This is a genomic window from Rhodococcus sp. WAY2 (genome assembly GCF_009859915.1).
Taxonomy (GTDB): Bacteria; Actinomycetota; Actinomycetes; order Mycobacteriales; family Mycobacteriaceae; genus Rhodococcus_F; species Rhodococcus_F oxybenzonivorans.
Genome location: NZ_CP046572.1, coordinates 492468 through 513451, shown reverse-complemented (window position 1 = coordinate 513451; position 20984 = coordinate 492468). Strand labels below are relative to the sequence as shown.

At 65.2% G+C, this 20984-nt stretch carries 21 protein-coding genes; 18 read left to right on the top strand and 3 right to left on the bottom strand.

The annotated features are described in order from the left end of the window. Positions 1-6: 6 nt before the first annotated feature. Both GFS60_RS02385 and GFS60_RS02380 read left to right on the top strand, forming a co-directional pair. Complete coding sequence (locus tag GFS60_RS02385) at positions 7-1050, top strand: ABC transporter substrate-binding protein (protein ID WP_159918834.1); 1044 nt, start codon at positions 7-9, stop codon at positions 1048-1050. Between the two features lie 55 nt (positions 1051-1105). Next, the gene (locus GFS60_RS02380; RefSeq protein ID WP_159918833.1) at positions 1106-1615 is read left to right on the top strand and encodes a polyketide cyclase; all 510 of its coding nucleotides are present in this window, start codon (positions 1106-1108) and stop codon (positions 1613-1615) included. Positions 1616-1639: 24 nt separating this feature from the next. Here GFS60_RS02380 and GFS60_RS02375 read toward each other — a convergent pair whose 3' ends face one another. The 3 genes from GFS60_RS02375 to GFS60_RS02365 all read right to left on the bottom strand — a co-directional run bounded on the left by GFS60_RS02375 (position 1640) and on the right by GFS60_RS02365 (position 4168). Further along, complete coding sequence (locus tag GFS60_RS02375; protein ID WP_159918832.1) at positions 1640-1924, bottom strand: PLDc N-terminal domain-containing protein; 285 nt, start codon at positions 1922-1924, stop codon at positions 1640-1642. 85 nt (positions 1925-2009) lie between these two features. Continuing rightward, positions 2010-3251, bottom strand: coding sequence for a reverse transcriptase family protein (locus tag GFS60_RS02370; protein ID WP_159918831.1), 1242 nt, complete (start codon positions 3249-3251; stop codon positions 2010-2012). Positions 3252-3508: 257 nt separating this feature from the next. Then, positions 3509-4168, bottom strand: coding sequence for a TetR/AcrR family transcriptional regulator (locus GFS60_RS02365; protein ID WP_159918830.1), 660 nt, complete (start codon positions 4166-4168; stop codon positions 3509-3511). 145 nt (positions 4169-4313) lie between these two features. Here GFS60_RS02365 and GFS60_RS02360 point away from each other — a divergent pair, with 145 nt between their 5' ends. The 16 genes from GFS60_RS02360 (at position 4314) to GFS60_RS02285 (ending at position 20983) form a co-directional block, all read left to right on the top strand. Further along, on the top strand, positions 4314-5852 hold the full coding sequence (locus GFS60_RS02360) for a flavin-containing monooxygenase (protein ID WP_159918829.1): 1539 nt from the start codon (positions 4314-4316) through the stop codon (positions 5850-5852). After that, positions 5849-6763: a metal-dependent hydrolase gene (locus tag GFS60_RS02355; protein ID WP_159918828.1), complete on the top strand. Its 915-nt coding sequence runs from the start codon at positions 5849-5851 to the stop codon at positions 6761-6763. The genes GFS60_RS02360 and GFS60_RS02355 overlap by 4 nt, the downstream gene beginning before the upstream one ends. A gap of 21 nt (positions 6764-6784) precedes the next feature. Beyond that, positions 6785-7879 (top strand): PDR/VanB family oxidoreductase, encoded by a 1095-nt coding sequence (locus tag GFS60_RS02350; protein WP_201453586.1) that lies wholly within the window; start codon positions 6785-6787, stop codon positions 7877-7879. Beyond that, the gene (locus tag GFS60_RS02345; RefSeq protein ID WP_159918827.1) at positions 7876-8388 is read left to right on the top strand and encodes an SRPBCC family protein; all 513 of its coding nucleotides are present in this window, start codon (positions 7876-7878) and stop codon (positions 8386-8388) included. The genes GFS60_RS02350 and GFS60_RS02345 overlap by 4 nt, the downstream gene beginning before the upstream one ends. Further along, a complete protein-coding gene (locus GFS60_RS02340; RefSeq protein WP_159918826.1) occupies positions 8385-9869 on the top strand; it encodes an aldehyde dehydrogenase family protein in 1485 nt (494 codons plus the stop codon). The genes GFS60_RS02345 and GFS60_RS02340 overlap by 4 nt, the downstream gene beginning before the upstream one ends. A gap of 2 nt (positions 9870-9871) precedes the next feature. Then, entirely contained in the window at positions 9872-10831 is a 960-nt protein-coding gene (locus GFS60_RS02335) for an SDR family oxidoreductase (RefSeq protein WP_159918825.1), read from the top strand. Then, the gene (fadD11, locus tag GFS60_RS02330) at positions 10828-12675 is read left to right on the top strand and encodes a fatty acid--CoA ligase FadD11 (RefSeq protein ID WP_159918824.1); all 1848 of its coding nucleotides are present in this window, start codon (positions 10828-10830) and stop codon (positions 12673-12675) included. The genes GFS60_RS02335 and fadD11 overlap by 4 nt, the downstream gene beginning before the upstream one ends. Before the next feature lie 32 nt (positions 12676-12707). Further along, positions 12708-13877, top strand: a complete 1170-nt coding sequence (locus tag GFS60_RS02325) for an acyl-CoA dehydrogenase family protein (RefSeq protein ID WP_159918823.1) — start codon at positions 12708-12710, stop codon at positions 13875-13877. Positions 13878-13954: 77 nt separating this feature from the next. Further along, positions 13955-14335 carry a helix-turn-helix domain-containing protein gene (locus GFS60_RS02320; protein ID WP_159918822.1) on the top strand — a complete coding sequence of 127 codons (381 nt, stop codon included), beginning with the start codon at positions 13955-13957 and terminating at the stop codon, positions 14333-14335. A gap of 273 nt (positions 14336-14608) precedes the next feature. Further along, positions 14609-15088 carry a MaoC family dehydratase gene (locus GFS60_RS02315; protein ID WP_159918821.1) on the top strand — a complete coding sequence of 160 codons (480 nt, stop codon included), beginning with the start codon at positions 14609-14611 and terminating at the stop codon, positions 15086-15088. Next, positions 15085-16776: a PHA/PHB synthase family protein gene (locus tag GFS60_RS02310; RefSeq protein ID WP_159918820.1), complete on the top strand. Its 1692-nt coding sequence runs from the start codon at positions 15085-15087 to the stop codon at positions 16774-16776. The genes GFS60_RS02315 and GFS60_RS02310 overlap by 4 nt, the downstream gene beginning before the upstream one ends. An 82-nt stretch (positions 16777-16858) precedes the next feature. Further along, positions 16859-17164, top strand: a complete 306-nt coding sequence (locus GFS60_RS02305; RefSeq protein WP_109326075.1) for a hypothetical protein — start codon at positions 16859-16861, stop codon at positions 17162-17164. Positions 17165-17254: 90 nt separating this feature from the next. Beyond that, a complete protein-coding gene (locus GFS60_RS02300; protein ID WP_159918819.1) occupies positions 17255-18439 on the top strand; it encodes an alpha/beta fold hydrolase in 1185 nt (394 codons plus the stop codon). A gap of 98 nt (positions 18440-18537) precedes the next feature. Continuing rightward, the gene (locus GFS60_RS02295; RefSeq protein WP_109326073.1) at positions 18538-19347 is read left to right on the top strand and encodes an enoyl-CoA hydratase; all 810 of its coding nucleotides are present in this window, start codon (positions 18538-18540) and stop codon (positions 19345-19347) included. Positions 19348-19469: 122 nt separating this feature from the next. Then, positions 19470-19877, top strand: a complete 408-nt coding sequence (locus tag GFS60_RS02290; protein WP_159918818.1) for a TIGR03618 family F420-dependent PPOX class oxidoreductase — start codon at positions 19470-19472, stop codon at positions 19875-19877. Positions 19878-19906: 29 nt separating this feature from the next. After that, entirely contained in the window at positions 19907-20983 is a 1077-nt protein-coding gene (locus GFS60_RS02285) for a S1C family serine protease (RefSeq protein WP_159918817.1), read from the top strand. The last annotated feature ends 1 nt before the right edge of the window (position 20984 follow it).

Here is a 20984-nt window from a genome sequence, read left to right as displayed (position 1 = left end):
GTTGCCATGTTCGCCGGTCGAGGAAAGCACTACGCGAGCGCACTGATCATCGGCGCGGTGTCGCTCACCCTGGTGGGGTGTTCGGGCGGCGGTGACACGGCAGCACCGTCGACGTCGCCCACAACCGGCCATGCGGAGGCCGGTGAGGTGGCCGGTGAGGTGGCCGCACCCCGGACCCTTCCGGACGGTATGGGCAGCGGCGCATCGGACGGCGAATTCCCGCGGACGGTGACCCACTTCGCCGGGGAGACCACCGTCGACTCGGAACCGCGGCGGGTCGTCGTGATTTCCACCGGTCAGGCCGATGCCCTGCTCTCCCTGGGTGTCGTGCCCGCGGCATCCACGCGAGCGGACGGCGCCGAACTCGTCCCGGAATACCTGAAGGAGGCTTATCCACAGCACCGGGTCGCGCTCGACTCCGTCGTCGACGTCGGTGCCCGGTTCACCCCCGACTTCGAGGCCATCGCACGTCTCGAACCCGACCTGATCCTGATGAACACCGCAGGCAAGGACGCCGAAACGCTGTACGGCCAGTTGTCGGCCGTCGCCCCGACGGTCGCCACCCAGGGCACCGGGGTGTACTGGAAACAGGACTTCCTTCTCGCCGCCGATGCTCTCGGACGTACAGAACAGGCACAGACCCTGCTCGACGGATATCACGCTGAGACAGCTGAATTCGGCCGCTCACTCGGAACTGCCCCGACAGTGTCCTTCACACGCCAGAACGGCAACCGGTTGCGGATCTTCGGCATTCCGTCGTTCACCGGCAGCATCGGCGAGGACGCCGGTCTCGGCCGCCCGCAGTCGCAACAGTTCGACGACACCTCCCGTGACATCAGCGAGGAGGAACTGACCGTCGCGGACGCCGACTGGCTGTTCTACGGGGTGCAGGGCGACGCCGCCACCCTGACGAACGCACCATTGTGGTCGCAGCTCGAGGCCGTGCGGTCGGGCCGGGCGATACCGGTGGACGACGACGTCTTCTACCTCAACACCGGCCCGACCGCGGCCCGGAAGGTGTTGGAGACTCTCAAAGCGCACGTGGGGTAACCGGGCCCTGCGCCGGGCGCAGCGCGGCACCGACCAGGGGTGGGAAGATGCCTGGATGACCAGCGACACGAACGAGACCGCCCCGGTACGCGAACGACTGGAAGTTCAGCGGGCGATCGCGGCGAAGCCGGCGGACATCTTCAGCGTGCTGTGCGACCCGAACGGGCACGTGGCCATCGACAGTTCCGGCATGTTGATGTCCGCCGAGGGTGAACCCGTCACCGCGGCAGGTGACAGCTTCGTCGTCCACATGGACCGTGATGCGCTGAACGACGTGGATCTCGGTCTGTACGACGTGACCGTGACGATCGAGACCTTCGTTCCCGACCGCGAGATCTCGTGGAAGGTCCTCGGCCGGATTCGCCCGCAGATCGGCCACGTGTACGGCTACCGCCTCGAGCCGATCGAGGAGGGCACGATGGTCACCTCGTTCTACGACTGGTCGTCCATCGACCCCGTCTGGCGGGACGCCGGAATCTTCCCGGTGATTTCGGAGACTGCTCTGCGCGCCACTCTGGGGATCCTCGCCCGCACCGTCGCACCCGGGTTGCCCCGGCCGCTGTAGCCGGAGTTCCGGTGGGCGGCGAGGTTACTCCTGCGGAGGCCGCCGGTTCTCTCGGCGTTGCTCCTCGGCACGTTCACGGCATCGGCGGACGAACTCGGCCTCTTCCGGGTCTTCGGGCAGGCGCTCACCGGGGTACTTCTCGGGCCGCCCCGCCACCAGCCAGAGGATCGAGCCGACGATCGGCAGGAGCAACACCACCACCAGCCAGCCGTCTTTCGACAGATTCCGGACCTCGTTTTCGTCGGTGGTGATCGCATCGGCGAAACAGAGGACCCAGAGGATGAATCCGAACAGCGCGACGTACAGCATCAGCGTTCTCCTCGCCGGCACGCCCGAACACATGGTGCGCCTCCCTCCATCGAACAACTGCCGCGTTGTCACCGCAAGGGTCGGTTCACCCCGTCCACTCGATCCGGTCGGCGAGGGCGAGCAGCACACGCTTGCGGTTCGGGTTCGATTCCCCGATCCAGGCGATGCGCCCGTAGACGTATTCACGAAAGTGTGAGCGCCCGTCCCGGTTCTGCAGATCGGGGCCGGTGCGCAGGGAGTTGAAGAGCAGCGCACGCAGTTGGTCGTACTCCGTGCGGGCGGCCTGCGCGTGCGAGTTGACCACGAGTCCTGCCAGGTGCTGCCGTCGGTGCGCTCGCATGATGCGCGTCTTACGCGGATGTACCGAGAACCCTTCGTCCGCTGCTATCCGGCCGACGGCGGAGATCAGGCGGTCCGCCGAGAGGTCGACGCCGGAAAACGCGAGATCGTCGGCGTACCGCGTGTATTCAGCTCGGGACGATCGCGCCAGCCCGGTCAGCCGTCGATCGAGCCGATACGCGACGAGATTCGCGAGGGCCGGCGACGTCGGCGCCCCCTGCGGCAGGTGTGACCCCCGTAATCGGCTCGCCGTGTCGAACGGCAGCCGCGCGAGAACGTCCGGTGGAGTGGAGGTGGTGCAGAGTCCCGTCAGCACACGCGACACCCGTGGCGGATATCCGAGGGAGTCGAAAACCGCCCGCACCCGAGCCTGGGAAATCGACGGAAAGAACGCGCGCAGATCGATCCGCACCACCACATCTCGACCCGTATGCGGGGCCGCGAACGTGTGAACGCTGCGCCCGGGCACGAAGCCGTGCGCGGCGGCATGCGGAGGTACTCGATCGAGGAGACCCCGCAGGATTCGGCGCTGCACCTCGCGGAGCCGTTCCTTGGGTGCTTCGAGCAGTCGGTGATCCGACCGTATTCGGTAGCGGTAGTGCTGCAGGGTAGGCGCCTTGTTCCGCAGCCACTCACCCGGATCGGCGAACCAGTCCAATTCCGCCGGGGTGAGACCGACCGCCTGCGCTACCGCGACCGTGTGGGTCCACTTCGGAACGTCGAACCTCCATTCGTGGTCAGGTTGCTCTACCACCGGAGCCGGCTCGTCGATGTGCGGCAGTTCCGACAGCAACCGGTACACGCTGTCGACCCCCTCCACCGGAGAAGTGGGCAGAAGGTCGAACAATCGTGTTGCGATCCGGTCGGCGTCCGGGGTGCCGATCTCCTCGAACCGCTGGGCAATCCCGGCTCGCGTCCAGGAACCCGACGTCGCCACCGCGGCCAGGCGACGCGCCACAGCCCGGGACAGGGCGCGACGCCCTGTCATGCGTGCGACGGTGAGAGGCGACCGATACCTGTCGTCTGCGGCGCGCCGAAGCACGCGGAGCGTGCGGTCGTGCGTCGGACGGTGCCTCCGGTGAACAATGCCGAGCCAGGGGTTACCCCTGACGTGGTCGCAGCCGGCGTACCGGCTACCCCACTCTCACCTCTGCACCGCCGCACCCCGTGAGGATGCCATACCGTTCAGGCGCTTTCACGACGTTTCCGGCGCGGACGCGATAGCAACCTACACCGAGTCCTGAATTACGGGCGCCCTGCCGGCGTGCTGTCGACGCCGATCTGCGCCTCGATCACCCGCGAGACGTGCTCGACTATGCGCCGCTTGGAGATTCGTGAACTTCCGGTGAGCCAGTGCTGATACAGGAACGCGAGAGCACCGAAGATGGCGATCGAGTTGAGCGCGATCGTGGTGGAGTCGTGTTCGGCGCCGCCGGCCAACGTTTCCAGCGACGCCGCGATCGGCGCGGTGAACTCCTTCACCAGCTGCTCGCCGCGCTGCGCAAGCTCCGGAACGCTCTGGGACTCGACGAACATGATCCGTCCCCGACGTCGGTCGGTGGCCACGTAGTCGGTGAAGGACCGCACGACGTGTCTGATGAGATCCCGGGGTTCCGACGGGGACGTGCGTAGTGCGGCGATCAAGGTGTCCCGGGCCCCGAGGACGACCCGATCCAGGACGGCGACCAGCAGTTCGTCTCTGTTCTTGAAGCTCTCGTAGAAGTATCTCTCGGTGAGACCGGCTCGACGGCAGGTGGCGCGCATCGTCGTCGCGGCAGCACCCTCCGTGCCCATGATGTCCAGACCGGCCTCGATCAGCTGCTCATGACGTGCGGCCCGGCGATCCTCGGGCTCGCGGCCCCGCCATTTCCGGGGCGCGCCGCGAGCGGTCTCGGTCTCGGTCATGCCTCCATCGTCTCATTACCGCGCACCCGGGAACCTTTCGACGGGATCGCTCGAACACAATGTTGACATCAGCTGCTGTTGACATTGGTTGATGTCACTTCTACTGTCAGGTCACACGGCGGCATCGACGAGGAGGACGCGGCACATGGTCAGCTCTGCACAATCGATTTCCAGCCCGGTCGACGACGACGCTCGCGAGAAGGTCCACGTACTCGTCATCGGCGCAGGCTTCGGTGGCCTGGGAACGGCGATGAAGCTGAAACAAGCCGGTATCGACGATTTCGTCGTGCTCGAGCGAGCGAGCGAGATCGGTGGAACCTGGCAGGTCAACACCTACCCGGGCGCACAGTGTGACATCCCGTCGATCCTGTACTCGTTCTCGTTCGCGCCGAATCCGAACTGGACGAGGCTCTACCCATTGCAGCCCGAGATCCACGACTACCTGCGTGCCTGCGCCGAGGACTTCGGAATAGTGCCGCACCTGCGCCTGAACCACGAGGTACGGGAGGCGACCTGGGACGATGCTGCCCAGGTCTGGCACGTGGCGACGAATCAAGGCCGCTGGGAGGCCCGCATTCTGGTGGGGGCCATGGGACCCTTCAGTGAACCGGCGGTCCCGGACCTACCCGGACTCGACAGCTTCGACGGCGCGGTGTTCCACTCGGCAGCCTGGGATCACGGGCACGATCTGGCCGGCGAGAGAGTTGCCGTCGTCGGAACGGGCGCGTCGGCAGTGCAGATCGTCCCCCGGATTCAGCCGATCGCCCGGTCGATGACGGTGTTCCAGCGGACTCCGACCTGGATACTCCCGCATCCCGACCAGCCGATGACCGGTTGGCCGCGAAGACTTTTCGAACGTGTACCGCTCTCGCAGCGACTGGCACGGACTGGACTCGATCTGGTGCAGGAGGCGATGGTTCCGGGGTTCGTCTACCGGCCCGCACTGCTGAAAGGTCTGGCTGCGCTCGGTCGCGCGCACTTGAATCGCCAGGTCCGAGACCCGGAACTGCGACGCGCACTCACTCCCACGTATGCCTTCGGGTGTAAACGTCCGACATTCTCCAACGCCTACTACCCCGCTCTGGCACAACCGAACGTCGACGTGGTCACCGCGGGAATACGGGAAGTGCGACCGGGCGGAATCGTGACCGCCGACGGCACACTGCACGAACTCGACACGATCGTGATGGGCACCGGCTTCAAGCTGACCGACAACCCGGCCTTCGACGTGGTCCGCGGGCGGGACGGCCGCACGTTGGCCGAGGCCTGGAACGGCAATGCCCGCGCATATCTCGGCACGACGATCAGCGGCTTCCCCAACTTCTTCATGCTTCTCGGCCCCAATTCCGTCACATACACCTCGCAAGTGGTGACAATCGAGGCCCAGGTGGAGTACATCCTCAGCGCTCTCCGGCAGATGGACGCGCAGGGCATGACGAGCATCGACATCCGCCCCGAGGTGCAGCAGGCGTTCGTCGACGACGTGGACAGGCGTTTGCAGAAGTCGGTGTGGAATGTCGGCGGCTGTACCAGCTACTACCTGAGCGGTGCGGGCCGCAACTTCACCTTCTATCCGGGGTTCAACCACAGCTTCCGGGCGCGCACCCGGCGGGCGGACCTCGCCCAATACGTCACCCGAAGAGCAGGAACCCCGTCACACCCGACCGTGAGGACAGCAGGATGATGACTTTTCCCCGAATCGGCCGGAAACCGGTGGTCGACCCCGCGGGCGCGCGCCGGTACACCGACGAGTCTCACGCGATCACCGCCCGCGACGTCGAATTCACCTGGGAGGGAGTGCCTTTGCACTACGTTCCCGGCGAGCCGATGACCACGCACGTCATCAACTTCATGCACCTGGTCCTTCCAGAAGGTGAGCGGGCGATGTCCGCGACCCTTGCCGAGGCACTGCCCCTGATCGAGGACGAACGACTCCACGAGGAAGTGGTGGGTTTCATCGGCCAGGAGGCAACCCACGCCACCTCGCACAAGGGCGCGCGCGAGCATCTCGCGGAACTCGGCATGGACATCGGGCCGATGGCGCGCAAAATGGACTGGCTCGTCGATCGAATTCTGGGTGACCGTGGGTTGTCCGGCCGGGCGAAGCGGGCATGGTTGTGCGAGCGCCTGGGCCTGTTCGCTGCGATGGAGCACTACACCGCCGTCGTCGGTGAGTGGTTGCTGACCGACCCCGCGCTCGAGAGGGCAGGGATGCACCCGGTGATGCTGGACATGGTCCGGTGGCACGGAGCAGAAGAGGTCGAGCATCGCAATGTCGCCTTCGACGCCTTCATGTACGTGGACGGCAGCTACGCCCGGCGGGTGCGCACCGCCCTGATTGCCAGTTTTACCTTGATCCTGCTCTTCCTGACCTCGATGAACTACCTGTTCCGCGCCGACCCGTCGACGGACAAGGGCCGTTTCTGGCCGTTGCAGCTGATCAGCGCGATCAGACGCGGATTGGTACCCAACATCACCTTCCTGGTGACGGAGATTCCGCCGTACCTGCGCCCCAGCTTCCACCCGTCGCAGATCGGCGACATGGACGTCGCGATGCGCTACCTCGCGCAGTCCCCTGCCGCCAACCGCTCCTAGCGAGAAAGACCACTCATCATGATGACCACCTCGGAACGGGCATCGGGGCCGGACTCCCCCGCCCGCGAGTTCGAGCCCACCCGCGCACTCCGGTTGGCGGCTCGGGCAACCGTCGCCTACCGGACCGTCTTCGCGGCCAGTCGCGCCGCCTCGTGGCTGTCGCGTCCGAAGCCGGTGCGCAACACAGGTTTCGACATGAGTCTCGTGATCGAGCAGGTGAGAGCCGAGGCGGAGGGCGTCATCGGCGTGACCTTGGCGTCGCCGGAAGGACATGCGTTGCCGTCCTGGATTCCGGGCGCGCACCTCGACCTCTTCCTACCGTCCGGCCGGCAGCGTCAGTACTCCTTGTGCGGTGACCCCGACGATCTGTCGTCGTACCGCATCGCCGTCCGCCGCATCGACGGCGGACTGGGCGGTTCGGCGGAGGTCCACGATTCGCTCGAGGCCGGGGATGTCGTCACCGTACGCGGTCCGCGCAACGCCTTTCCGTTGGTTGCTGCGGACTCGTACCTGTTCGTCGCGGGCGGAATCGGCATCACGCCGATCCTGCCGATGGTGAAAAAGTGCCACGCGCGCGGACGACCCTGGCGGCTTGTTTATCTGGGCCGCTCGCGCGACACCATGCCGTTTCTCGACGAACTCGCGCGGTATGCCGGTTGTGTGGAGGTCCGGCCCGACGACGAGAACGGTCAACCCGATATCACCGAGATCCTCACCACCGCAGCCCCTGGCGCAGCCGTCTACCTGTGTGGACCACCGCCGCTGACGAGCACCGCGCGTCGTGTGATGGGTCAGCTCAATCCCACCGGTTCCCTTCACACCGAACGGTTTTCGGCTCTGCCGGTGGTCGGCGGGCAGGAGTTCGACGTACACCTCGCCCAGCGGGGAACGACTGTGTCGGTGGGCGCCGACGAAACCGCGCTGGCCGCGATCCGCCGGGAAGTACCGGGTGTCGCCTACTCGTGCCAGCAGGGCTTCTGCGGTACCTGTCGAGTGCGGGTTCTGGCCGGAGATGTCGAGCACCGCGACCGCACGCTGACGGACGCCGAGCGACAGGACTCGATGCTGATCTGCCTGTCACGCTCGGCCGGTGGATCTCTGGTGATCGACCTGTGACGCGCTGGTACCCACTCGCCGCCGCCGACGACGAGTTCCTGCAGACCGCCAGATTCCGCATCGTGCACGTCGCCTACCTGTCGACGGACCCTGCGCACGTGTGGAGTGTCCTCACCGCCCACGACGCACTGGTGTCCTGGTCGCGGCTGATCACGGCGAGCGACTGGACCTCGCATCGGCCCTTCGGTATCGGCACCACCAGAACCGTGACGCTCGGACACGGGGCCGCCGCCCTGAGAGAACGCTTCTACCGCTGGGAGGAGGGCAGACGCATCACGTTCACCGCCGAAAGCGCGTCCAGGCCCGGATTCCGGCGGTTCGCCGAAGACATCAGCCTCGACGCGCACCCCGACGGCACCCGGCTCACCTGGACCTTCGCGATGGAGGCCGCACCCGGGCTCACGCCCTTCCTCGCGCTGTCCCTGCCACTGCTGCGCCGGGTGACGCGCGGATGGGCGCGCGGCCTCGCCCACAAGGCACTCGACCACCCGAAGGGCGCGACCCGATGACCACTACCACGCCGGCACCTGCCACATTCGAGGTGACCAGTCCGGCCACGGGACAGGTGGTAGGCGTTCACCCCCTCGGCTCGACCCGCGACGTCGAGGACGCCGTAGCCCGTGCGCGTGGCGCCGCCGACTGGTGGGCATCACTGGGATTCGCTGAACGGGCCCGCAGGCTCGATGCCTGGCGTGGCATCATCGCCCGGCGGGCAACGGAACTCGCAGACCTCGTCCACCGGGAGATGGGGAAGCCACCCGCAGACGCGATGCTCGAGATCGCGATGGCGTTGGAACACCTCGCGTGGGCGGCGAAGAATTCCGGCAAGGTACTGGGGCGTCGCTCGGTACGCTCGAGCGCGCTCACCGTCAACCAATCGGCCAGCGTCGAATACCTTCCCCTCGGGGTGGTCGGTGTGATCGGGCCGTGGAACTACCCCGTCTTCACTCCACTCGGATCGCTGTCGTTCGCCCTCGCAGCCGGAAACACGGTGGTCTACAAGCCCAGCGAGTACACCCCGGGCGTAGGCGTGTGGCTGATCGAGGCTTTCACCGAAGCGGTACCGGAATTTCCAGTGCTGCAGGTCGTTACCGGAGATGGTTCGACCGGCGCCGCGCTGTGCCGGTCAAAGGTGAACAAGATCGGATTCACCGGATCCACTGCGACCGGCAAGAAAGTAATGGCCGCGTGCGCCGAATCGCTCACCCCCGTCCTGATGGAATGCGGCGGCAAGGACGCCCTGATCGTCAACGCCGACGCAGACCTCGATTCTGCCGCTGACGCCGCTGTGTGGGGCGGGCTGTCCAATGCCGGGCAAACCTGCCTCGGGGTCGAGCGGGTATACGTGCACGACAAGGTATTCGACGAGTTCGTCGATCAGGTCGTTACCCTCGCCTCCCGCATTCGCGCCGGTTCCGACACGGATGCGCACATCGGCCCGATGACGATGCCCTCGCAGGTCGACGTGATCCGTCGCCACATCGACGATGCGCTCGACAAGGGCGGGCGGGCGGTTCTCGGCGGGCCCGACGCCGTGGAGGGCCGGTTCGTGCAACCCACCGTTCTCGTGGACGTGCCGGAGGACAGCATCGCGGTCACCGAGGAAACCTTCGGCCCCACCTTTGTCGTGTCGAGGGTCCGAAACATGGACGAGGCTGTGGAACGGGCCAACGCGAGCCGATACGGCCTGGGTGTCAGCGTTTTCTCCCGGAAGCACGGCGAGGACATCGCACGGCGAATTCGCACCGGCGCCGTCTCCGTCAATTCCTACGTTCTCTACGCGGCCGTTCCCGGTCTGCCCCTGGGCGGTGTCGATGATTCCGGATTCGGTCGGGTCCACGGCGCGGACGGCCTGAGGGAATTCACTTTCCCACGGGCGATGACCAGACAGCGATTCCCGTCCGTGCTGCCGCTCACGACATTTCGGCGTACACGCCTGGTGGACTCTCTCGTCCGCGTCCTCATCACCGTGCTTCACGGAAGGAACTGACGATGGCGATCTTCGAGAAACGAACTGCATACGCTCGCACGTTGCGCGACCTGGGCCTGCCGTTACCCGGGAAGGGGGCTGAGTACGATGTCGCCGGCAAGGTCGTCCTGATCACCGGCGGGGGCGACGGCATCGGACTGGCCTCGGCGCGCGCGCTGCACGCCCGCGGCGCAACCGTCGCACTGATCGATAACAATCCAGCGGCCCTCACCGACGCCGACTGCGCACTGGGACAGGAACGGGTCCTGACTCTCATGGCCGACGTCCGCGACCGGGCCGGCATGAACGCAGCCGTGCAGGACGTGATCGAACAGACTGGGCGGCTCGACGTCGTCGTCGCGAACGCCGGTGTGACACCGCCACCGGGCACTCTCCGCCGAATCGACCCCGCCGCTTTCGACCGGGTCATCGACATCAACCTCACCGGAGTGTTCAACACCATTCGTCCGGCCGTCGACGAAGTGATCGAACGACGTGGTCACATCGTCGTGGTGTCGTCCGCGGCCGCGTTCGCGCCCGGCCTCGGCGGGGCGTCGTACATGATCAGCAAAGCTGCCGTCGAGCAACTCGGCCGCGCCCTGCGCCTCGAACTCGCAGGTTACGGCGCCTCCGCCGGTGTCGCCTACTTCGGCATGGTCGATACCCAACTGGCACGCGCAACCCTGGACGACGACGAGCTCGGCCGAAAACTCGACGCCCGCCTGCCGCGGCCGTTGCGCCGCCGTATCAGCGCCGAGGACGCCGCGACCGTCATCGCCGACGCCATCGCCCGACGTGCCGGCCGCACCCTGGCACCCGCGGCCTGGCAACCGTGGGCGCTCGGACGCGGACTGGTGAACGTCCTCGCCGACGGTTACCTCGTCGCCGACCGCGACTGCCACGAACTCATCCGTGAACTCGACGCCCGACCCGCCACCTCCACCACTCCAGGATCACCCACCGCCAGCAGGAAGATGCCATGACCCCGACTCGAGCTCCGATCACCCTGTGCGAGGCCTTCCAACGCGTCGCAGCCATCGCCCCCGACTCGGTCGCACTCCGGACCGTGGGCGGCAACGAAGTACACACCTGGCGGGACTACGCGGAACAGGTACGGGACGTGGCGGCCGGGTTCGCCGGGCTCGGCGTCGGACGCGGGGACACCGTGGCACTCATGATGGGAAACCGCCTCGACTTCTACCCGGTGGACGTGGGTGCCCAACACGTCGGTGCCACCTCGTTCTCGATCTACAACACCTCACCTCCGGACGCCATCGCCCATGTCCTCCGTAATGCGGGAGCGAAAGTGGTCGTGTGCGAGGCGCAGTACGTCGAACGGATCAGAGAATCCGGCGTGCAGCCCTCGCGGATCGTCGTCGTCGATGTCGACTCGGGGAGCGCACCCACCGGAACCCTCTCGCTGGACCAGATGAAAACTCTGCGTCCCGCAGACTTCGACTTCGACTCGGCCTGGCGAGCCGTGCAACCGGACGACGTTGCCACGCTCATCTACACCTCGGGGACCACCGGAAATCCCAAGGGCGTCGAATCGACCCACGCCGCATTACTGTTCGAGGCCGGCGCAGTGCGCGACATCCTGCCGATCGAATTCGGCGACCGGATCACCTCGTTCATGCCATCCGCGCACATCGCCGACCGGATGACCTGCCTCTACTTCCAGATGGTCTTCGGCACCGAAATCACCGTTGTCGAGGACATCTCGCAGATCGCCGCCGCCCTCCCCGATTGCCGGCCGACCATCTGGGGTGCAGTCCCACGCGTCTGGGAAAAGCTCCAGGTCGCAGTGGAGCGGGCGGTAGCCGACGAGCCGGAGGAAACCCGGCGCCAGGGATTGCAATGGGGCCTCGCGGTGGGCGCCCGCCGGTTTGCGATGCTGCGGGCCGGCCAACCCGTACCCGAGGAACTCGAGGCCGAATTCGTTTCTGCAGAATCGCGAGTGCTGGCACCTCTGCGGGCGCAACTCGGATTCGACGCCCTCCGGTGGGCCGTATCGGGCGCGGCCCCCATCCCCGCTGACACCCTGGCATTCTTCGGCTCGCTCGGTCTGAACATCTCGGAAATCTGGGGCATGTCGGAACTGACGTGCATCGCGAGCGCCGCAGCGGCGGACCCCACCAGACTGGGAACGGTCGGCAGAATCATCCCCGGCATGGAGATGCGGATCGCCGACGACGGCGAACTCCTCGTCCGAGGCCCGCTGGTCATGAAGGGCTACCGGGGTGAGCCGGGGAAAACAGCGGAGGCAGTCGACGCGGACGGCTGGCTGTCCACGGGAGATGTGGTGACCGTCGACGACGACGGATATCTCACCATCATCGACCGGAAGAAGGAGTTGATCATCAACTCATCGGGCAAGAACATGTCGCCGGCCGGGATCGAGAATGCGATCAAGGCCCAATCCTCGCTCATCGGGAACGTGTCCACCATCGGTGACGCGCGGCCGTACAACACCGCGCTGATCACGTTGGACCCCGACGGCGCAGCCGGCTACGCGGCACAGCTTCACGTGGAGGCGGATGCCGCGACTCTGGCAGCACACCCCGCCGTCATTGCCGTGGTTGCCGACGCGGTCGCGGCAGGAAACAGCCGCCTCTCACGGGTAGAGCAGATCAAGAAGTTCATTGTTCTGCCCTCTTTCTGGGAGCCCGGCAGTGACGAATTGACCCTCACCATGAAGCTGCGACGCACGCCGATCGCCGCAAAATACGCGCCCGAGATCGAAAACCTTTACGCCCAGCCCGTGCCTGAGGGCGTCCAGGTAGCCACGCTGCACCGGGCGGACTCTGTGCCCGCAGTCGCAGGCTGAGGGCAACTCTCCACCGATCTCGAAAGAAGACGATGACCATCTCTCCTGCTTCCACACTGACGAACTCCGCCTGGATCGACGAGGACCTCGGCGCCGTAGCCGAACTCGCACGCAACTTCTTCGCCAGGGAGGTGACTCCGCACCAATCCCGCTTCGCACAGCAAGGCTTTCCCGACCGGGAGGTCTACCGCACTCTTGGTGACCTGGGGCTGGCGGGCATGTCGATTCCCGCCGAATACGGGGGTGGCGGCGGCACTTTCGCGCACGACGCTGTTCTGTTCCATGAACAGGTTCTGGCCGGTGACCATTCGCTTCAGCTGGGCGTGCATTCGGGAATTGTCCCGCACTACCTGAACGCCTACGGGACCGAAGACCAGAAACTGCGGTGGTTGCCCCGCCTCACGAGTGGCGAATGGGTGGGTGCGATCGCCATGACCGAACCCGGAACCGGATCTGACCTCCAGAGCATCACGACCAAAGCGGTGCGGGACGGCGACGACTACCTCCTCACCGGTACCAAAACCTTCATCTCGAACGGCTACAACTGTGATCTGGTGATCGTCGCCGCCAAGACCGACACCGCACTCGGCGCGAAAGGAGTGTCGCTGATCGTCGCCGAAGTCGACGACAACACTCCGGGTTTTACGCGGGGACGAATCTTCGACAAGGTGGGACAGAAAGGGCAGGACACCACCGAACTGTTCTTCGACGGCGTCCGAGTGCCCGCCGAGAATCTCCTCGGTCCGACCGAGGGTGCCGGCTTCGTCCAACTGATGCAGCAGCTTCCCCAGGAACGATTGATCTGCGGTGTTGCCGCAGTCGCTGCGATCGAACGAGCGGTCGCCCTCACCGTGGAGTACGCGAAGTCCCGGACGATGTTCGGCAAGACCCTGTTCGACCTGCAGAACACCCGCTTCGAACTGGCCGAATGCGCCACAATCGCCCGGGTGTCGCGCACCTTCCTCGACGACTGCATCGTCAAGCATCTCCGCGGTGAGCTCGACGTCGCCACCGCCGCAATGGCCAAATACTGGCTCACCGACCAGCAGTGCTCCGTGATCGACCGCTGCGTACAGCTTTTCGGGGGATACGGCTACATCCTCGAATACCCCATCGCCCAGATGTACGCCGACGCCCGGATCCAGCGCATCTACGCCGGATCCAACGAGGTCATGAAGGAGCTCATCTCTCGCACGCTCTAGGCGCTCCGCGCCCGTGCGCCTTTCTGGTAGTCCCAGCTACCAGAAAGGCGCACGGGCCGAAGGCCTAGAATGCACTCATGGATCGAGAGGCTCCGCGCGGACTGACGCTTGGTGAGTTGATCAGGCGCCAGCGGGAGATGGCCGAACTCCCGATGCGTCAGTTGGCTGCGATGGTGGGAATTTCGAATCCGTACCTGTCACAGATCGAGCGGAACCTCCGGGAGCCGAGCGACCGTGTCCTGCAGGCCATCGCCGATCAGCTTCATCTGTCCGCTGACATGCTCGTGTCGGAGGCGTCGCGAGCCCAGAAGGACTCCGCCTCCGCAGTGATAACGGCGATCCGGGAGGACCCGGACCTCACCAATGCGCAGCGTAAGGCGATCGAGGAAATGTACGAGGCCTTCCGGCAGCTCACCATCGCCAAACGGAAGCGTCCGAGCACCGGACCACAAGACTGAGTGCGTCACGCACATCACCGACCACCCACGACTGTGCCGCATGTCACATGGACTGGTAAACATAGGTGTGACGACGAGTCCCCGCAGATAGAGACGCCATATGGACCGGCTCGTGCAGCCATGAAAGTACGCCGACGCAACTGACCGTGCAGTATACCCCTCGGTAATATGCAGTTCAAACGTTCCTGTGTCAACGTGTGATCAGGCGCCACCGGCGCCGTCCCACTCTTCGCCTCTGCGGGATCCGCAGCAAGATCACCTCACAGGAATACCGTGCAGACAGAACACACCACCGCGCGCGCCGTCGCACTCGAAGACCTCCCCACCCTCGTCGGTATTGAACTCGGCACGTCGAGTGCCGTACAGATCACTCAGCAACAGATCAACATGTTCGCCGATGCGACGAATGATCACCAATGGATCCACACCGATCCCGAGCGCGCGAAGGAAGGTCCGCTCGGGACGACAATTGCGCACGGATTTCTCACATTGTCGTTGGCACCCAGTTTATTCTGGCAACTGATCGATGTCGTCGACAGCGAGCAGGTGATCAATTGCGGTATAGGCAATGCACGGTTCACGGCGCCCGTTCCCGTCGGTTCTCACCTGCGTTTGACCGCTGAGGTCACCACCGTGAAAGCCTGTAGGGGCGGCTATCAGGTGACGTCGGCCCTGACCATGTCCGTCGACGGCTCCGAACGTCCGGCGTGCGTGGCGGATATGACGATTCGATTTTTGGGGAGCAACGTGTGATCGACAACATGCACAAGAAGATCGCCTCGCGGATCGACCCCATCGGCTGGGGCCCCGCGGTGGCGTCCGTCGCCGGCCGTGCAGCAAAGAATCCTCAGGCCGTCGTCGCCGCGTCGACGAACTACGCCACTCACCTCGCCCACATTCCGGCGGCTGCTGTTCGAGTGTTCAACGACGTCGACGCCCAACCTCCCGTCCCGGTCGACCCGAGCGACAAGAGGTTCGCAGACGCGGCGTGGCGCGAGAATCCCGCGTTCTTCTCTCTGCACCAAAGCTATCTCGCGACTCGTGAACTCGCGGAAGACCTCACAGAGGCGGGCGCGGGAGACGAACTACAGGACGCCAAGGCACGGCAAATCGTGAACTTGATGCTCGACGCCCTGTCGCCCACCAATTTCCCGCTCACCAATCCGGGTGTACTGACGCGCGCGTTCGACACCGGCGGGGCGAGCCTCGTTCGCGGTGCCCTTTTCGCTGCCGAGGACGTCATCAAGCGGAAGGGGCAGCCGGTGAAAGTCGATCGGGCCGCCTTCACTCTCGGTGACAACCTTGCAGCCACGCCGGGCAAAGTCGTTTTTCGCAACGACTTGATCGAAGTGATCCAGTACCAACCGCAGACCCCCTCCGTGCATGCGGTCCCGATCCTTGTCTCCCCACCGTGGATCAACAAGTACTACATACTCGATCTCGCGCCGAAACGCAGCCTCATCGAGTGGGCGGTCGCGCACGGGCGCACAGTCTTTGCGATTTCCTACCGCAATCCCGACCGGTCCATGATGGACATCACGATGGACGACTACTACCTTCGCGGGTTCGCTGCCGCCATGGACGTCGTCGAAGAGGTCACCGGTTCGGGGAAGATCGACATCCTCTCCATCTGCCTCGGTGGCGCTATGGCCGCGATGGGAGCGGCCCGTCTCGCTGCAACCGGGGGCGACCGCATCAACTCACTGACGATGTTGAACACGCTGCTCGATTACAGCGAGGTCGGCGAGCTGAAGCTTCTGGTCGATCCAGACACCCTCGATCGTGTCGAGATGCGTATGCGGCGGCAGGGCTTTCTGTCCGGCGAAGAGATGAGTGGCACCTTCGACCTGATCAAGGCCAAAGAGTTGATCTTCAGCTACTGGGTCTCGCGCTGGATGAAGGGCGAAAAGCCGGCCGCGTTCGACATCCTCGCGTGGAACGAGGACAAGACCAGGATGCCCGCCACGATGCACTCCCAGTACCTGCGATCCCTCTACGGCCGAAACGAATTATCCTCTGGGGAATACGTATTGGACGGTCAGCGGCTGGATCTGACGAAGGTAACGTGCGATTCCTACATCGTCGGTGCCGTCAACGACCACATCGTGCCGTGGACCTCGTCGTATAAGAGTGTGCATCTACTCGGTGGAGACGTGCGTTTCGTCCTCACCAACGGGGGCCACATCGCCGGTGCGGTCAATCCACCGAACAACCGGTGCTTCTTCCATACCGTCGGCGCACCCGACTCGAGCGAACGCCGGACCATGCCCGCAAATCCGGCGGACTGGCAGATTTTGTCCGAGAAGCATTCCGGCTCGTGGTGGGAGGACTGGACACAGTGGTCAGCTTCTCGCGCGGGCGACATGGTGGCACCGCCGGCAATGGGCAATGCCAAGCATCCCGTCCTTGCCGAGGCCCCGGGGACGTACGTCTCTCAGTAATCAGGCGACAGGCGTGTTAGCAATCAGCTTGCTAACCTGCTAATGTGCTTACTGACGTTACCCCCACCCAAGGAGTAAGAACGTGACCACAGCGAAGACAGTCACCGACGCCACCACCGCAGCGGCTGCCGGCCTCAGCAAGGCACTCGACGAATCGACCGAGCGGATCTCATCCCTCAACGAGAAAGTGGTCGACGCCGCGAAGCAGAGCGGAAACCTCTCTCTCGACACCTACGAGAAGGCCCTCGGCAGTGTCCTCGAATTCCAGGAGAAGATCGGCACCAGCAGCAACGTCGAGTGGATCAGTAGCCTCACGAAGGCACAGGTGTCCCTCGTCAACGGGATCAGCACGGCGTTCACCGACGCCGCACGTTCAGTGCTGAAATAACGTGAAAGCAGCGATGGCCGGGATGACACATCCCGGCCATCGTCGTCTGCCAGTGAGAGCGCGCACATGCACCCGACAGGAGCCAGCTGCATGACGAGAGCAGGGAATAGGCCCTGGAGAGACCTCGCTCTTCTCCCGCTCGAGGTGGGGGCGGCGGCAGTCGAGGGATGGTCGGGGTACTTGGCAGGACTCTGTCGACGAAGGGCGAATCCGTTCGACATCGCCGACGACGTTCTTTCGTTCTGGATTGCGGTGAGCTCGCGCGAATGCCCGAAGTGGGCGCATCACAGTGACGTTGCTCGTCGGGGTCGACTGGCCGATTGCCGGAACTACTCCACCGACGGACCCACCGACCAGATCCCGACCTTGGTGATCCCACCCCACTCGGGTCGCGCCTCCTCGATCGTGGACTATGCGGACGGACGGAGTCTGATGCACACGCTCCGCGAGGCCGGAATCGACAACCTCTACTGCCTCGACTGGCACGGCCGCACTCCCGACAACATCAACGCGTCGATCGACGATTACCTCGACTTGCTCACCGAGACAACCGACTTCCTGGGCGGCAGGATCAACCTGGTCGGCTTCAGCCAGGGTGGATGGCTTGCCACGATTTTCGCGGCACTTCATCCCGCCGCGGCCCACTCACTCGTCATCGCAGGTGCGCCGATCGATTTCCACGCCGGACGACCGCACGTCGTCGAGGTGATGGGCAGCTGGTTGCGTGATCCGAGCGCCGCATGGTTACGGGCGTGCGCCGTGGCAATCGCCGGATTGCAGTATCGACTCGGTGAAGCGGCCGGCGTCCCTCTGGGGAGACCTACTGCGGAGTTCGAACACGCCATGACGCTGCTTGCGCACATTGATGAACCGGAGTCCGTGGAACGCTATCTCGAGCGTAGACGGTGGTTCGCATGGTCGCAGCAGTTACCGGACCGATTCCGCGACTGGATGATCGAGGAGCTGTTCCTGACGAATCGGCTGATCTCGAACGAGCTCCGCGTGAAAACGGGAAACGTTACGCTCGAGTCTATTTCGTGTCCCGTCTTCTTGATAGCGGGCTCCGATGACGAGTTCACACCACCCGAGCAGGTGTGGGCGCTGGAACGCCACATCTCCACCCCACCGGAGCACATCACGCGGCGTCTCGTGAACGGTGGGCACCTGAGCTTGATCGTCGACCCCGCCGTTCTCGAGGAAGTGTGGCGGCCGGTGATGCGCTCGGTGGCGGCGCTGTCAGCGACATCGGAGGTCGACCACTCACCGTCACCATGAACGCGTATCGGGAAAAGTCGCAGCGGAGCCCCAATAACTGAAACGCGTTCTAGTATGGAAGGTGACTGGACACCGGTATCGCCCGCCACGGAGACGCTGTGAGCTTCGTTCTCGTCGACCATCCACGGCCGGGCGTCGCCCTGGTGACGCTCAATCGCCCGGAACGCATGAATGCTATGGCGTTCGACGTCATGGTGCCGTTTCGCGAAACGCTGGAACGGATCAGCCACGACAACGCGATACGAGCGGTCGTGGTCACCGGCGCCGGAAAGGGGTTCTCTTCCGGCGCCGACCAGACGTCCGCGGGCAGTCCGCCGCACATCGACGGCCTGACCCGGCCGACCGTCGCCCTGCGCGCGATGGAGATGCTGGACAACGTCGTACTTGCGCTTCGCCGCATGCACCAGCCGGTGATCAGCGCAGTCAACGGTGCCGCCATCGGTGGTGGGCTGTGCCTGGCGCTCGCATCGGACGTCCGGATCGCCTCGGACGCCGCCTATTTCCGGGCCGCCGGGATCAACAACGGGCTCACCGCGAGCGAGTTGGGACTCAGCTACCTACTTCCTCGCGCGATCGGTTCGTCCCGCGCCTTCGAGATCATGCTGTCGGGCCGAGACGTCCACGCCGAGGAAGCCGAGCGTATCGGCTTGGTGTCGCGGTGTGTGCCTGCCGACGACCTACTGGGCGCGTGCTTCGACCTGGCCGAGCGGATGGCGACGTTCTCCCGGCCGGGCCTGGAGCTGACCAAGCGCACCCTGTGGTCGGGACTCGACGCGGCGTCGCTGGAGTCCCACATCCACCAGGAAGGTCTCGGGCAACTCCTCGTGCGGCTGCTCACCGACAACTTCGAGGAAGCCACCGCCGCCCGCAAGGAGGACCGCACTCCCCGGTTCCGCGACACCCGCTAGGCGCGGCACATGCGCGGCGCTGGTGGGGGGTGGACTTCGGTTCCCGGTCCGCGGGTGAGCGCGGGGTAGTCGGGGTATCTTTCGCACTGGAACGTGAGCGCACCACCCGACGAGAGGTCACCATGCCGAAGCCTCCCCTCCCGCAGGAAGCCGCGGAGATGTTCACGCGGCCCAATTACGCCACCATCACCGCCGTCCGACCGGACGGGCAGCCCGTGTCGGTGGCCACCTGGTACCTCTACGAGGACGGGAAAGTACTGGTCAACATGGATTCGGGGCGCAAGCGGCTCGACTATCTGCGCCACGATCCGCGGGTGAGCCTCACTGCGATGGACCCACAGGACTGGATCACCCACGTCAGCGTCCAGGGCCGGGTAGTCAAGCTGGTCGACGACGAGAATCTCGACGACATCGACCGCATCGCCCGGCACTACACCGGCAACCCGTATCCGGTCCGGGACCGGGCACGGGTAAGCGCGTGGATCGACATCGACACCTGGCACGGTTGGGGATCTCTGAAACAGTCGTGAGCCGCACCCCTCGACGGAGGTAGCCGGGCATGCCGAGCTCCCGCACCGCATCGGTCGTCGCCGTGGCGGTGGCGGTGGCCGGCGGTGTCCTCCTGAACCCGCTGCCGGTTCGGGAGGCGGGCGTGCCCACGGTGAGCGTGGCTCAGCCCGCCGCCCCCGCCCCACCTCTGCCGGTCGTCCTCACCCCCGAGGAGATCGAGGCCCGCGTCGCACCGGTCATCGTCACGCTCGTCGCGGATTCGGGACTCGTCGACACCGCAGGTACGGGCATCGTGGTGACACCCGACGGCGTCGTTCTCACCAATCATCATGTGATCGACGGCGCACTCGACATCAGCGCGGTCACCCTCGCCGACGGTGCGGAATATGTGGTGGACGTCCTGGGCTACGACAGCTCGCGCGACATCGCGGTGCTCCAACTCCAAGGCGCGGATTCGCTGCCCACGGCAACGCTGGCGACGTCACCCGCCATCCGGATCGGTGACCCCGTGACAGCCGTGGGCAACGCCGAGGGCAACGGATATCCGGTGCCGGCAAGGGGCTTCGTCACCGACGTGGGCCAGTCGATCACCGCGAGAAGCGCGACGGACGGTTCCCGGAACCGGTTGAGCGGCCTGATCGAAGTGGACGCCGCAGTGCGCCCGGGCGACTCGGGCGGTCCCCTCGTCGACGCCACCGCCACCGTGATCGGGGTCAACACCGCGGGCAACGCGGACTCCGATCCGTCGACCCCTCCACCCGCGCAGCCACGTTCGTATGCCGTCCCCATCACCACCGCGATGGCCGTCGTCGATCAGGTCCGTGCCGGTAGGACGTCATCCACCGTACACGTCGGTGACACAGCACTTCTCGGCATCAACGTCACGAACAACGAGCGGGGCGCCGAAGTACTGTGGGTCGGCACCGGGACCCCGGCAGACCACGCGGGACTCGAGATCGGCAGCATCATTACCGATTTCGATGGAGCACCCGTCCGCTCGTCGACAGAACTGAGCGAACGCATGAACGCGAAACACCCCGGCGACACGGTGTCGGTGCTCTGGCTCGACGACCGCGGGCAGTCGCAGGCAGCCACCATCGTCCTCGACGAGGGCCCGCCGCGCTGAC

Coding starts and splice junctions, on each gene's coding strand:
- GFS60_RS02385 (WP_159918834.1), top strand. CDS start 7: ATGTTCGCCGGTCGAGGAAAGCACTACGCGAGCGCACTGATCATCGGC.
- GFS60_RS02380 (WP_159918833.1), top strand. CDS start 1,106: ATGACCAGCGACACGAACGAGACCGCCCCGGTACGCGAACGACTGGAA.
- GFS60_RS02375 (WP_159918832.1), bottom strand. CDS start 1,924: ATGCTGTACGTCGCGCTGTTCGGATTCATCCTCTGGGTCCTCTGTTTC.
- GFS60_RS02370 (WP_159918831.1), bottom strand. CDS start 3,251: ATGACAGGGCGTCGCGCCCTGTCCCGGGCTGTGGCGCGTCGCCTGGCC.
- GFS60_RS02365 (WP_159918830.1), bottom strand. CDS start 4,168: ATGACCGAGACCGAGACCGCTCGCGGCGCGCCCCGGAAATGGCGGGGC.
- GFS60_RS02360 (WP_159918829.1), top strand. CDS start 4,314: ATGGTCAGCTCTGCACAATCGATTTCCAGCCCGGTCGACGACGACGCT.
- GFS60_RS02355 (WP_159918828.1), top strand. CDS start 5,849: ATGATGACTTTTCCCCGAATCGGCCGGAAACCGGTGGTCGACCCCGCG.
- GFS60_RS02350 (WP_201453586.1), top strand. CDS start 6,785: ATGACCACCTCGGAACGGGCATCGGGGCCGGACTCCCCCGCCCGCGAG.
- GFS60_RS02340 (WP_159918826.1), top strand. CDS start 8,385: ATGACCACTACCACGCCGGCACCTGCCACATTCGAGGTGACCAGTCCG.
- GFS60_RS02335 (WP_159918825.1), top strand. CDS start 9,872: ATGGCGATCTTCGAGAAACGAACTGCATACGCTCGCACGTTGCGCGAC.
- fadD11 (WP_159918824.1), top strand. CDS start 10,828: ATGACCCCGACTCGAGCTCCGATCACCCTGTGCGAGGCCTTCCAACGC.
- GFS60_RS02325 (WP_159918823.1), top strand. CDS start 12,708: ATGACCATCTCTCCTGCTTCCACACTGACGAACTCCGCCTGGATCGAC.
- GFS60_RS02320 (WP_159918822.1), top strand. CDS start 13,955: ATGGATCGAGAGGCTCCGCGCGGACTGACGCTTGGTGAGTTGATCAGG.
- GFS60_RS02300 (WP_159918819.1), top strand. CDS start 17,255: ATGACGAGAGCAGGGAATAGGCCCTGGAGAGACCTCGCTCTTCTCCCG.
- GFS60_RS02290 (WP_159918818.1), top strand. CDS start 19,470: ATGCCGAAGCCTCCCCTCCCGCAGGAAGCCGCGGAGATGTTCACGCGG.
- GFS60_RS02285 (WP_159918817.1), top strand. CDS start 19,907: ATGCCGAGCTCCCGCACCGCATCGGTCGTCGCCGTGGCGGTGGCGGTG.